We start from the raw sequence: 14,019 nt of genomic DNA, 5'->3' as shown, positions 1-14,019 counted from the left end.
TGGCTGCAGGTATTGGCCGGATCAATTCGCTCTAAACTCCAACCTCCATTACTTTTCCCTTCTGATTGATACCAAGTATCAGAATAAACAATCTCATCAATTGTTTTTCCATTGGCAGACAACAAGCTCAATCTGTTTCCTGAATTGGTTAAGCCGGTAAAGTTTGATAAACCCATAGCATTTCCATACTCAGAAAATATTTCTTCAGCAATGTTTGAGCAGAGAATCAAATATGAATTTGCCTGAATTGTATCCGAGGAAAACAACAACTCTTTACTGCCAATTTGCAGCTTCCATCCTTCTACTGAAATTGGATAACTTTTGGTATTGTATAGCTCGAGGTATTCATACTCTGGCAATCCTTGACTCGGACTTTCATCTGCCATAATTTCGTTGATGACAACATCAAATTCATTTGCCGGAGCCAGATATTCAAAGACAATTGAATCGGAAACTAATGTCGCACCATCTTTGTCAATAATGTTTAAAACATCTACTTGGTAAATGCCAGTCTTTAATTCTGAATTCATAATTATCAGAATTTCATTACTTGAATCGGTGATTAAGGACTTAAAGTCTTTCTGTTCTTCACCATTACAACTAACCTTAAAATTCTTATGGGTCACTTGTTGGTCTGCTTTAAGCCTTTCAGAAAAGGCAATTAAAATGGAATCTTGTCCACTTATTTGATATGACTTAATGAAAGGTGCGGTATTAACAGATTGCACTCGAAAATCATCAAACCATAATTCTCCAGCTCGCGATACGGATTCAAACTTAAACTCTAACCCACAATAAAATTCTTCACTTTTATCTGTAATGACAGAAGAAAAATCCTCCCATTTATACCAAGAATTATTCTCTCCCATTCTATTGTAAGCCAAATTCCATGTACCATTGGCATTATATTCTACTTGTATGGCAATTGCCTCATTTTCGTTCCAATCAAATTTCGTCTGTGCTAATACTTCTGGAGTTTCACCATTATTCGTTTCCCAAAAACTTAACATGTCTGTAGAACCCTTTAAGTTTACTCCCACAGAATACTTTACTTTAGCTTTGGCAGGATTCTCATCATCCATACAAAGGTGAAACACAAAATTATTTCCATAACTCGGATCCCAATCACCATTTCGCAGAACAAAACTCCACCTTGTTATTCCATTCTCACTTCTCCAATTCTCCAACTTATGAGAGATATAGCTATTTCCAACCTGATTACTTAAGTTATGCTTTAAGGATTTATTTCCATTAATAGGTTGATACGTGGAAACAGACCAATCTGAAGAATTTATAAATTCACCCAATGAATATTCTTCAAAAGAATAAATAAAATCCAATAAACTTTGACCAAATATAACAGTACAAGAATCTGATTCTAAACTCGAATTAACTCTAAGATAGAAATCTTTCTTACCTGAATAAGTCATAGAATTAACATCCACTACACCATTATTAAAATCTAACTCATTATCTTGAATCAACTCACCATCTCCCTGAATTAATTTCAAACTAATTTTATCAGTATAATCCATATCAATATTCTGATATCGATCGCAAGCAACCAGTTTTACATTAAATTGTTCTGAATTATCCATAACAAACAAAGGCGATGATGCGATACTAATCCTGTCTGCCTCTACATTTAAGCTGAAAATTTCAGAATTCATATCCTCAAGCATGCTTGTCTTTAATTCCGAACTATTTATTCCAGTCTTCCATCCCGAAGCAGATTGTGGAATATATACCTGAAATTCCATATGATCAGGCAAACAAGATTCTTTGAAATATATGGCCAATTCAAATTTCTGAACGGTTCCGTTACTTACCTGAAATAAGCCCTTACTTGAATTAAATTTGATGCGCTCATTGTCAATATCGTTACTGCATTCAATAATTTCGCCATTACTTTTTATTACGGCTCCAGCAATATGTTTTTCCCAATCAAAAGAATTTGGAAGTTCTTTTTTATAGAATATCGCAGTATTGATTATGGTTGGCAAATCATCAAATGAAGCCGAATCTGCAATGGTAAAGTTCAAAACAGTACTTGCAGTTTCCTCAGTTACAGATAAAGATGTTAACTGATTATTTACAATTTTCTCACCTTTTATAAGAGTCGAGCTTTGGTCAACACTTGAAATATCTTCAGAAAGTATTGTTTCAAAACCTTCGGCTTCTGCCTGAATGGTAAAATGTTCAGCTTTATTATATGTTAAATCTGTCCATATCATTTTACCATTCTCCATAGTTTTCCTCAATCCTGAAACCGATGTCAATTCACCAGTTCCTGCAGCTAAGCTAATTTCCACCTGCTTTTTGGAATCAGTATCCAAATTTCCCAATTCATCTAGCATTTCTAGTTCAATAGTAAATAATTCATTGGGTTTTACAGATTTTGGAACCACACCAAACTGCATTTGTATAGCCTTCACTTCACATTCTAACTTCGGTCCTAATATCTCATTATCAAACTGGAGTTTTAATCCACTATCCTCCTCTGATACTTCCCAGTTTTCACTAGATTGTTCTATTCTTAGTTGAATTATTTCTTTGTCTACACTAGTTCCTTCCCTAAAATATCCAAACAAAGAATAGGAGGCCTCACTTTCACTATTAATAATTGCAGCAGGATCTGATTCTTGCAAGAAGACATCAATTTTATCTTTTGAAATCTCGAAATCAACATCTATTTCATGATTATCGCGCATAAGATAAAAGCCAGCTATACTTTTCTTAAAATCTACTTGATTGCTTTGACCACTTCTAATCGGGATTTTCTTAAGAACAGTAGGAGCATCGTCATCACCTGAATCGTTTATAGCAAATTCGAACAATTTAAATGCTTCGCTTTTCTGAGTATGTAAAGCTGATAAAATAGTATGATCTGGAATCCACGAAGTTGAAATCGCTTGAGATTCAAATGTATTTTCGATAACAATTTTGGGCGAAATTAGCGCAGGTAAACTTTCTCCATCTACTTTTAACTGAATCGTATCTATAATTTGGTATCTTAAAGAATCAAATATCAAAATACCTTTCTCTAAGTATTTACTTAAACTATTAGTTGCTATCAATTCCCCTTTTCCTGCTTGAAGAGATAAACTAATTTGTTCATCCTGATCGGTATCTAAATTTCCAAATTGATCGTTCGCCTCAATTGAAAATTGAAACAAGTGATTTCTTACAACTGATTCAGGAATGCCAGTCAACACCAATTGGGTAGCTTCTACATTTATGGTATGAATAGCAGAACTTATAGTCTCATTACTTTCAGGAAAACCCGATCCACTTGCATATGTTGAAAATCCACATGCAGCTTTCCCTATAGCCATCTGAAATTTTAATCCATCAATCAATTCATTAGCTGAATTAAGGAATACTCTAAGCTCTACTTCTCGCTTTGAACCATCAGGAATTGATAGTTGACCTTCTACAAAATCAAAATATAAGGAATCGGAACCTATTGTTATAGTTTGATAATTCACCAAATTACCATCCGAATAAATCCTAACACCTCCTAATTGATTCTCCCAATCTATTCCATTTTCTGGATGAGAATTGTAAAATGTCATTCTGGAAATTTTGGTAGGAACACCATCACTTGCTAAATCTGTTTCGTCAATTATGAATCTAAAGCAAGACAAAGCTTCTAATTCAGTATCAACATCTGTATTAATTATTAACTCTTCAACCTGATTCTCAGCTTTCTTTAAAACAGTAAAATTCTCATTTTCAACAACTATGAGATCACCACTTACTACTATGTTATCGAAATAAACTTTATCCCCCGCATTTGGATTATTCATCCTCACTATTATTCTAAGTTCATCTCCTTCCAAACCAGAAGTAGAAGCATCAGAGCTTCCCCAATTGCCAATATTATCACCATTTACAGTAAAAAGTTGTTCAGCTCCTCCATCAATTTTATAGAAAAATTTCAGGTACTTATTAGCATTTGTTGAAGAGCCAGTCTCCACTGCTAACACAGAGATAGAACAATTAGTATAAGAAGAAATATCAATAGCTTTACTCATCCAAACAGCTTCACCATCACAATCAACGGCTTCTAATCTTCCACCACTGGTTTCTACTACTTTAACGTAATCCGAATCGTCGGCAAGAGTACAGTTAGTGACATCCAAACTCCAATCAACAACCTCCTCCATATCAACATTTGAACCCCAATAACCTTTATTTAAATCTGCAGCATCTGAGAAGTTTTTTGTCCATAAATCTTCTGCATGTAGGTTTGTATTTATCAGTAAAACCAAGAGTATGAACAATTTCTGGGAAAGTGTTTTTTTCATAGGAAATTAACTTTAACTTTGATTTGCTTTTCTGAGCAAAAGCTAATTTAACTATAATCGATTTTATAAACAAGGAATTAAAGCTTTATTATGTTATGAGGATAGCAGTTGTAGGAGCTACAGGCCTGGTAGGCCAGAAAATACTGGATGTTCTGGAGGAAAGAAATTTTCCAGTTAGCGATTTATACCCAGTAGCAAGTGAAAGATCTGTGGGTAAAGAGGTTGCATTTAAAGGCAACAAGTACAAAGTTATCAGTATGGAAGATGCAATTAATCTAAAACCACAAATTGCAATTTTCTCAGCAGGTGGCGGTACATCATTAAAATGGGCTCCTGAATTTGCCCAGGTTGGCACTACTGTAGTAGACAATTCTTCAGCTTGGAGGATGGATGAGAACAAAAAATTAGTTGTTCCAGAAATTAATGCTAAAGAATTAACCAAAGAGGATAAAATTATTGCCAATCCGAATTGCTCAACAATTCAGATGGTAGTTGCCCTAGCTCCTCTTCATGAAAAATACCAGATTGAACGCTTGGTAATTTCAACATACCAATCGATCACTGGTACTGGAGTTAAGGCAGTGCAGCAATTTGAAGATGAGCGCTCAGGAATAGATGGAGAAAAAGCCTATCCACACGAGATAGATAAAAACTGTCTTCCACATTGCGATGTATTTACAGAAAATGGTTACACAAAAGAAGAGATGAAACTGGTTAACGAAACCAGAAAGATTTTGAAGGACGACAATATCAGAGTTACTGCTACTGCAGTTAGAGTACCAGTTGTTGGAGGTCATAGTGAATCATTAAACATTGAATTTACCAATGATTTTGATATTGAAGAGGTAAAACAACTTCTAAAAGAAACAGAAGGTGTAATTGTTCAGGATAATCTGGATAATAATGAATACCCTATGCCAAAATACTCGCATGAACGAGATGAAGTATTTGTTGGACGTATTCGCCGTGATTATTCAAATCCAAACAGTTTAAACATGTGGGTTGTTGCCGATAACCTTAGAAAAGGAGCTGCAACCAATGCAGTTCAAATTGCAGAATATTTAGCCAAGCAAGAATTGGTGTAACACAATAAAAAACCCGATGCAAAACATCGGGTTTTCTTTTTATATCATGAGTCTTTTAATCCATCAAATTTGAATAATCCTGATAAAGGAAATCATTGTATGGGAATCGCGCTGAATGAATTTCACGAATAACATCATACACTTTCTCTCTAAATTCTTCAATATTCTGCTTTTCGATTGCTGAAATAAACAAACAAGGCGTATCTCCTTTGGCAATCCACATTTGCTTTAACTCATCCAAACTATAGTTTTCACGTGTTTTGGGTAGCAAATCGTCCTCATCTTTCTTCACATAGGTGAAAGCATCAATTTTATTGAACACAAGAAAAGTAGGCTTTTCTCTGTTATCAATTTCAGCCATGGTTTCGTTTACCACTTTGATATGATCTTCGAAGTTAGGGTGTGAAATGTCAACAACATGCAAAATAACATCAGCCTCTCTCACCTCATCCAAAGTTGATTTAAAAGATTCAACCAAATGGTGAGGCAATTTTCGAATAAATCCAACTGTATCTGCCAATAAAAAAGGAACATTCTGAATCACTACCTTTCGAACTGTAGTATCCAGAGTTGCAAATAATTTATTTTCAGCAAAAACATCCGATTTACTAAGCATATTCATAAGAGTAGATTTACCAACGTTGGTATATCCAACCAAAGCAACGCGAACCAATTTTCCACGGTTCTTACGTTGAGTTGCCTTTTGTTTGTCAATCTTCTTGAGATCTTCCTTTAGCTTGGCAATTTTATCTAAGATAATTCGGCGGTCGGTCTCAATCTGGGTTTCCCCTGGACCACGCATCCCAATACCTCCTCGTTGACGCTCGAGGTGAGTCCACATTCGAGTCAACCTTGGCAGCATGTATTGATATTGAGCTAACTCAACCTGAGTTTTTGCATGTGCAGTTTGAGCTCTACTGGCAAAGATATCAAGAATCAAATTGGTTCTATCTAAAATTTTTCTTTTCAAGATTCTCTCTACATTTCGAAGTTGAGTTGGAGATAATTCATCATCGAAAATCACCATACCAACATCTTCGTTAGCTTCCAGGTAATCTTGAATTTCCTCAAGTTTTCCTGCTCCCACAAAAGTTTTTGGGTTAGGATAATCTAACTTCTGTGTGAACCTTTTAACTGTTTTTGCTCCTGCAGTTAAAGCCAAAAAGTCCAACTCAGCCAAATATTCATCAACTTCCTGAACAGTCATACTTTTAGACTGATCAATCACTCCGATTAAAACCGCTTTTTCTTGCTCCTTTTTTGTTCTTAGATAGTCTCCCATTTATATATTTTAGGAATAACATTAGGCTTACGCCCCTTTTCAATTCTATTTGCTCCAATATCAAACTCTTTCAGTAATCAGAAAAAAGATGAATTGTAGGACAAAAATACACAATATTCTGCAATGCTTTCTGTAAGGTACAAAAAAAGAGGTTTCGAAAAATCGAAACCTCTTATATAATCGTATAGTATTGATCTACTGCAATTGGAAGTTGATTGGTACAGTATAAGAAACCTTAACTGGTTTTCCACGCTGTTTTCCTGGCTTCCATTTTGGCATCTTATTGATTACGCGAATCGCTTCTTTATCCAAAGATGGATCAACTCCACGAACAACGCGAACATTCTCAACACCACCTACCTTATTTACTACGAAAGTAACAAATACACGGCCTGTAATACCATTTTCCTGAGCAATTACAGGATACTTAATAGATCTTGCGATCCATTTCTGTAATTCAAGCTGTCCACCTGGGAATTCAGGCATATCCTCTACAATAACAAATACCTGAGCTTCATCTTCTTCTTCCTCTTCCTCTACTACTTGGATTTCAACTTCTTCATCCATATCAGCATCCGAGTCTTCAATTTCTAGCTCATCTTCGATCTCTTCATCGTTATCCACGATATCCAATACCTCAGCTACTTTAGGTGCTGGTGGTGGTGGTGGTGGTGGCTTCATTTGTTCCTGTCTGGTAATCGGAATAATCTCCTCCTCAGCTTCCATCTCTTGCTGATCTTGTAAACCTGTAGCTTCAGCAGAATCTACACGCCATTCGAATGCAGCAAAGACAAAAAGCAGAGTCAGCGCCAGACCAATCTCAAGAAAGAGACCTCTCTTATTTTCAAGATCTGCTTTAGGTGACTTCTTAACTTCCATAATCTTCTTTTAATTTTCTTTTAAATTCAGCGTTTAAAAGTAAGTAATTCAATTTTATAATCAAAATTCTATTCTCTGCGAAAATATTTGAGGCATAAAGATATAAAAATAACGAGCAATCATTTTTTTCTAATGGTATTTTTTGATTTTCAACACGTAAGATCGCCTGAAAATTTAATGATAATTATAAAAAATGCTCTAATTTGAATATAGATAAACCCACTGTAAATAAATCAACTATAAATTTAGTACATTTTTTTCTTTAAAGCCATTCTAAATTAGTTTTTTTTAACAAAGAAGAGTGAAAAATCCATATTGTCCGAACTCATCCTACCTATACACACACTATACATTGCTACCAATCAATTGTCTATTGACAAACAATTTTTCGAACTAAAATAGATTCTCCACTCTAAATTCCCTTACGTATAAGAAGAAAAAATGTTTGCTTTCGATAAAAATTCATTATCAAGTAGTTTCGCATGTTTAATTTTAATTTATATTTGCAAGCGAATTCCTGATCATTAAAAAATGCTTTAGGAGTCATTACATATTAAATGGGGGGTTAGCTCAGTTGGCTAGAGCGTTTGACTGGCAGTCAAAAGGTCACCGGTTCGATTCCGGTACTCTCCACCCTCAAATCAAGGCGGTTGTGGCAATTATGCTATGGCCGCTTTTTCATTTCTATGTATTTCTACATAAGTATTTATAATCCTGTTGTTCACAATACTTGAAATATTACCTAACAAAAGACCACACCTGAATGTAATGAGAAAATCAGTAAAACATTAATTAACTTAGCTTTTAACCTTCTTTAACACTTTTTTTAATGTGGGTAAAACAGGAATCCATACATTTGTAGTGTCCTTTCCGAGAGGATTAGGTTTTCATAGATTAAAATGGGTTAGAGTAAAGTCAGGGGTGGTTCCCTGACTTTTTTATTTTAATCGATATCCTTTCTACTGTTGGAGTTTATAAAAAGAATATTCCCTAGCGAATCGTATCCTTTAAATAGTTCAGATTTCTCGTGCTTTAAGCTTTCACCTCTGAATCCAAGAATTGTTAAACCTGCGTCAGCCGATTTCTGATTGATGATATCGCGAGAGGCAATATCCTCTTGTTCGTGTATGATTTCAATATTTGAATTTGTGATTGGCAATCTGCCACTAACAACCAATTCATCCAATTGTCTCCTGGTTTCATCAGCCTGATTTTCCTTGCAGATATTAAAAATTTTAATGTCCGCTTTGTTCCAATCCGGGTGTCCGCCGATAATAAAACTCAACAGAATCATGAGGTTTGCATTATCGGTATCTGAAGATTTAATCCAAACATGAATGTTGTTATTATAATTAAATTTTCTTCTTGAACTTCCCAAAATACAGAAATCGAAATTTCCGGCACGTGCCAAAGAATAGTTTTCAATGATCAAATCCAAACGCTCAGGATCTTCCTTATCAAATTCGAAGATCACCATATTATTCTCCATTCCAGCAATTCCTGGCAACTGAATGGCTTGGGCAATAGCTGAAGTATATGATGGTGATATTATTGTATCTACATAAACATGATTCTCGATTTTATCGAAACTGCTTATTAGCTTATCCAATTCCTCTTGCGATTGCTGATATGTCGCTTTGGAGTAATATCCTTCGATTCGATGTAGGTAAGTTCCAAATCCATATTTGTAGGATATCCAGTTTAATAATTTAAATGCAGTATCGCGTTTAAACGAATCTTTCGAGATACAAATTGCACTAGGTCGCCACTCTCTTGTCTTTCTTTTACCTGCTTTTTGCAAGAAAACCTGCATATTTCTATTCAATTGATAAAGAGAATTCAAGAAAATTGATTCCAATCCATTCCTGTGTTTATGATATCGGTTAATAAACAAATAAATCAAACTCATTAAAACAACTGCACTAAATGCATAAAGAGTGTTGATTTTGAACATTACCCATATGGAAATGAAAAATCCGATAAGCGATAACAACCACTTTGATTTAAAGGAAGGACGATAACTCGGTGACGATCCAAAATGATTTAAAAAAGAGATTAAACACAAAGCCCCATAAGTAAGCATAAAAAACATGGATATGATTTCTGCTACAGCATTTACATCTCCTAATGCAACAAAAACGATAGCTATTAAACAGGTTATCAATGATGCATTGATGGGTTCGTTATCTTTTGCTCTGCCTTTAGCTAACCAATTGTTTAATGCTTTCGATGGAAAAGATTTATCAATAGAAAGTGCCTGCAAAGTTCTTGGTGCAACCATTACAGATCCAATTGCAGAAGAAATTGTTGATGCAGCTAATCCAAGTGGAATTATAATAGCTCCTCCCAATGCAATTTTCGACATGATCAACTGATCTCCAACCAAATCTTCACTACTTGCCGATCCTGCCAATTTATATACGATAAAGAAATAGATAATCATTCCTATTAAAGTGGCTGCGGTAGTTCCCACAGGAATAGATTTTGAAGGATTCTTTAAATCTCCAGATAATCCAACTCCAGCTGTCATACCAGTAAATGCCGGAAAAATAATTGCAAATACAATGAAAAAATTATCTGTATTTTTAAAATCAGCATTCCATAAGTTAAAATCACTCGTCAAGGAATATTCTGTAGAGCCCAGAAAAAACATGGCCAATGAAATAAATAGAATTGCCACCACAAAATAAAGAGCTTTCACTCCCAAGTTGGCTCCTTTTTTCAAAATCAAAGCCGAAAGCAATAACATGGCAGGAATACTTACAACTTGCCTGGGCAGATGATATCCATATGTTTCGCGTACCCAATTAAAAACTGGCTCAAAAGCTTCCGTAAATGCTATGATGTAAAATGCTACACTTATGGCCTGCGACATAAACAAAGCCAAACCTATTGTTGCTCCAATATTTAAACCAAACGATCTGGATATAATAAAGTATTCCCCTCCTCCTTCAACACGTTTATTGGTTGCAATTTCAGATATTGCAAAAGCAGTAGGTATGGTAACTGCATGTCCCAATAAAATAATAAATATAACTCCCCAGAAACCAACACTTCCCACCGCATAGCCAAATCGCAAAAATAATATGGCACCTAATATTGTAGAGATTGCTGTAAAAAAGACTGGAGCAGTTCCAAATTTTTGAGCTGTATGATTTGTTGACATAGTAAACTTTGTATCGTTAGTTTAATAAAAATAGAAAAAAGGATGGAATATTTAATACATGTTATATTTAGATATTTTTAACAATTAGTTTATCAATTCATTGTGATTTAAGTTTTTTATTTGTGTAATTTTATTTTCCACAAAAAGTAGCATGGAAACAATAAACAAACAAAGCTCACCAAAGAAACTACTGCATGGCGTTAGACCAAGCAGGATAATTTATCCAATTTTAATTGGATTGGCAGTAGTTGTGTACATGCTGGTTAAAGAAGTTGATGCCAATACATTCTCATTAATAGAATTTACCTGGTATACTATTTTTTGGCTTTGTATAGCTTTGTTCATGATGGTAATTCGAGATTTGGGATATATGGCTCGCTTAAGAATTCTTACCGACAGAAAATTCTCTTGGGGCAAAGCTTTTCGCATCATCATGCTTTGGGAATTTACATCTGCAATTACACCTTCAGCAATTGGAGGAACTTCAGTTGCCATTTTATATCTCAACAAAGAGGGACTTAAAGTAGGAAGAAGTTCGGCGGTTGTAATGTCCACATCATTTTTAGATGAGCTCTACTTTATCATCATGTTTCCCTTATTGATTTTACTTTTAAATGTAAAACAGTTGTTCATGATAGAATCTCCGGAGCACTCTATCTGGCTCGATTCATTATTGTATTTCGCTCTTGGTGGATATTTGGTGAAACTCGTTTATCTAATCGTGCTTACCTATGGGCTCTTTTGGAATCCAAGAGGATTAAAATGGTTGCTCTTATGGATATTTAAGCTTCCTGTTCTGCGCAAATGGAAACATGGTGCCAACAAAGCAGGTAGTGATATCATAGAAAGCTCTAAAGAACTCCGAAGAAAACCTTTCCTGTTTTGGTTTAAAGCCTTTATGGCTACATTTTGGTCTTGGACAGCCAGATATTGGGTAGTAAATGCAATGTTGCTTGCTTTTATGTTGGAAGGTTATGGATTTGCTGATCACATCATGATATTTGCAAGACAATTGGTAATGTGGATCATGATGTTAGTAAGTCCAACTCCTGGCGGTAGTGGGTTTTCAGAGTGGGTGTTTACTCAATATCTTGGTGACTTCTTGCCTACTGCAGGATTAGCTGCTAGTATGGCTTTAATTTGGCGCTTAATATCATATTATCCTTACTTGTTTATTGGGGTTTACTTACTTCCTAGGTGGATAAAAAAGCATTTTAAAAACAACAAATCATAAACACATCACAAACAAGCTATTGCAAATTTTGACAAAAGAAAAATGTAATTTCATCAAAGCTTTTTCATGTTCTACCATAATGAATAATTAGGTTTCAATTAAAGAATGTAACTTGCTTATAATTAAATCAAGTCACATATTAAAACCTCAATAATTATGAAAAAGTTTTTAACCTTTTTTATCTTATTGGCTACTATTGTTTCATCTTGTTCAGAAGATAATTTTAAAGAAACTGAAAAGCCACAGAAAAAAGATGATGTAATTCAATCAGTTAACATTACCAATAATGCAGCAGATTTAAGCTCACGTGTTACTTACAGCGATAAATTGGTTATTGTAAACGATATTCCAAATGCAACAACAAAATCGGTAAAAGCAGATTTTGAAATTGATCCAACAAAAAACTATGCTTTTAAATTAAGAGCCGAAGTTGATGCTCCAAAGGTTAAGGGCGAATACGTTCAGGCAACACATGTTAAAATTGTGGATAATATGGCTTTTGTAACATACAATACAAAAGGTCCTGAATACAATGGTGGTGTTGAATTGTTCGATGTAACTGATAAAACAAAACCAATTCTTCAGGCACAAGCTATGTTTCACGATGTTGACATAAGTGCTGTAGATTATTACAATGGGAAGCTCTATTTGGCAGGTGCTCATGATCCTGATACACCTGGATTTGTATATGATTCACCAGCAATTCTTATTGAAATAGAACTTAGTCCATCGGGGCAAATCCTGTATGTTTCGAACACATACGATATTGCCTCCTATGTAGCAACTGATGTTAAAGTTGATGATGATTATATTTATGTAACCAGTGGATCTAACGGAAAACTTACTGTTTTAAACCACAATTTCACTTTAGCTGGATACAAAGATATTGATGATGCCAGATCTGTTGCAATCAATACTGATCACATCTATGTTTTAGAAGGAACAACTCCTCAGTTGCATAAGTTCTCTATAACAGATTTATCAGGACCTGAATTTATTGGATTAAATGGTCCTGTTACAGCAGAATCAAAAACAGAAATCGACGTTACTGATGACTTATTATTGGCCGCTTTAAATGAAGGTGGACTAGACATCAGAAATTTAGAGGGTGAGCTTCTTGAACATTTCGACAGACCGCCTACACCGGAAGGAAGATTAGATGAAAACTACGTAACCAACTCCGTTGCTTTAAACGAAGAACTGTTATTGATTGGTAATGGTGGTGCCGGCTTATATGTAGGCGCTATCATTCCTGAAATAGATGATGAAGTATTACTAATGGGTAGTATGTTTTTTGATGCATCAGTAAATTTTGTTGAGTCTAAAAATGAATGCATTTTTGTTGCTGCAGGAACTGGTGGCCTAAAAATTTTAAGCATCGAATTAGATGAAGGTATTCCTGATGACATCATCCCTACTAAACCTTGTCCTACATTAATTGACAACATTATCGCAATGTTCCCTGCAGGCAAAGATAATCGTGACGATCATGCTGATTTATTCACAGATGAAAGTAAATTAATTCTTAAACTGAAGAAAGAATCGCCTGTTTACCTTACATTTATTGATGAAGGAGCTGGATGGAGAAACTCTTTGGCTTACTATACATATGATGCTGAAAATCCACCTACAGGTGAAGATGAAATCGAACTTCACATGTTATTCCCTAATGTCTCAAAAGAAGGAGAAGGCGGAGGATTAAAATCAGGAGACAGAGTTCAATTGGGCGATAAAGCTTTCCCTGAAAATACTGTTATTGGTTTCTGTCTTGTTGCTAAAGGATGGAAAAATGGCGCAACCACCGATGGTGTTTACAAGCATTATACCAACACCGAGCTTAATGAATTTGGAAACCAACAGCATGTTTTGTTCATAGAAAAGAACTGTAAGGATATCGTACTTTGTTTTGAAGATATCAAACTTCCCGATGGAGATAAGGACTACAACGACATTATATTCGCAATAACCGATAATGAAGAGGATAATCTTGTTGCAACTGCATTTGATACCAAAAACATTATCGAGAAGTAATCACAACCACTTTGTTATGAAGATGCCAACTC

Annotated in this window: 7 protein-coding genes and 1 tRNA gene; 4 read left to right on the top strand and 4 right to left on the bottom strand. The window is 35.0% G+C overall.

Annotation, left to right across the window (positions count from 1 at the left end; genetic code table 11):
* A partial coding sequence (locus BXY64_RS01835; protein ID WP_170150548.1) for a lamin tail domain-containing protein occupies positions 1 to 4,310 on the bottom strand: 4,310 nt, incomplete at its 3' end.
* 95 nt (positions 4,311 to 4,405) lie between these two features.
* On the opposite strand from BXY64_RS01835, the gene BXY64_RS01830 reads away from it, so the two are divergent.
* Positions 4,406 to 5,395, top strand: coding sequence for an aspartate-semialdehyde dehydrogenase (locus BXY64_RS01830; RefSeq protein WP_120238274.1), 990 nt, complete (start codon positions 4,406 to 4,408; stop codon positions 5,393 to 5,395).
* A 55-nt stretch (positions 5,396 to 5,450) separates the two neighbouring features.
* Here the strand turns inward: BXY64_RS01830 and hflX are convergent, their stop codons facing one another.
* Complete coding sequence (gene hflX / locus BXY64_RS01825) at positions 5,451 to 6,677, bottom strand: GTPase HflX (RefSeq protein WP_120238273.1); 1,227 nt, start codon at positions 6,675 to 6,677, stop codon at positions 5,451 to 5,453.
* Between the two features lie 195 nt (positions 6,678 to 6,872).
* Positions 6,873 to 7,556 carry an energy transducer TonB gene (locus tag BXY64_RS01820; protein WP_120238272.1) on the bottom strand — a complete coding sequence of 228 codons (684 nt, stop codon included), beginning with the start codon at positions 7,554 to 7,556 and terminating at the stop codon, positions 6,873 to 6,875.
* Between the two features lie 559 nt (positions 7,557 to 8,115).
* Between BXY64_RS01820 and BXY64_RS01815 the strand changes: the two genes are divergently transcribed.
* Positions 8,116 to 8,189: transfer RNA gene (locus BXY64_RS01815), tRNA-Ala, on the top strand.
* 310 nt (positions 8,190 to 8,499) lie between these two features.
* On the opposite strand, the gene BXY64_RS01810 is transcribed toward BXY64_RS01815, so the two are convergent.
* Entirely contained in the window at positions 8,500 to 10,722 is a 2,223-nt protein-coding gene (locus tag BXY64_RS01810; RefSeq protein ID WP_120238271.1) for an APC family permease, read from the bottom strand.
* Positions 10,723 to 10,873: 151 nt separating this feature from the next.
* On the opposite strand from BXY64_RS01810, the gene BXY64_RS01805 reads away from it, so the two are divergent.
* Both BXY64_RS01805 and BXY64_RS01800 read left to right on the top strand, forming a co-directional pair.
* Positions 10,874 to 11,956 (top strand): lysylphosphatidylglycerol synthase transmembrane domain-containing protein, encoded by a 1,083-nt coding sequence (locus BXY64_RS01805; RefSeq protein WP_120238270.1) that lies wholly within the window; start codon positions 10,874 to 10,876, stop codon positions 11,954 to 11,956.
* Between the two features lie 156 nt (positions 11,957 to 12,112).
* Positions 12,113 to 13,987 (top strand): DUF4114 domain-containing protein, encoded by a 1,875-nt coding sequence (locus BXY64_RS01800; RefSeq protein ID WP_120238269.1) that lies wholly within the window; start codon positions 12,113 to 12,115, stop codon positions 13,985 to 13,987.
* Positions 13,988 to 14,019: the final 32 nt, after the last annotated feature.

It is taken from the genome of Marinifilum flexuosum (genome assembly GCF_003610555.1).
Lineage (GTDB): Bacteria > Bacteroidota > Bacteroidia > Bacteroidales > Marinifilaceae > Marinifilum > Marinifilum flexuosum.
Note: the sequence above shows the minus strand (reverse complement) of the source record. Positions and strands in the feature narration are given on the sequence as shown.

Bases quoted from the DNA above. Each gene is read 5' to 3' on its own strand.
- BXY64_RS01830 (WP_120238274.1), top strand. From the start codon at position 4,406: ATGAGGATAGCAGTTGTAGGAGCTACAGGCCTGGTAGGCCAGAAAATA.
- BXY64_RS01800 (WP_120238269.1), top strand. From the start codon at position 12,113: ATGAAAAAGTTTTTAACCTTTTTTATCTTATTGGCTACTATTGTTTCA.
- BXY64_RS01805 (WP_120238270.1), top strand. From the start codon at position 10,874: ATGGAAACAATAAACAAACAAAGCTCACCAAAGAAACTACTGCATGGC.
- BXY64_RS01820 (WP_120238272.1), bottom strand. From the start codon at position 7,556: ATGGAAGTTAAGAAGTCACCTAAAGCAGATCTTGAAAATAAGAGAGGT.
- hflX (WP_120238273.1), bottom strand. From the start codon at position 6,677: ATGGGAGACTATCTAAGAACAAAAAAGGAGCAAGAAAAAGCGGTTTTA.
- BXY64_RS01810 (WP_120238271.1), bottom strand. From the start codon at position 10,722: ATGTCAACAAATCATACAGCTCAAAAATTTGGAACTGCTCCAGTCTTT.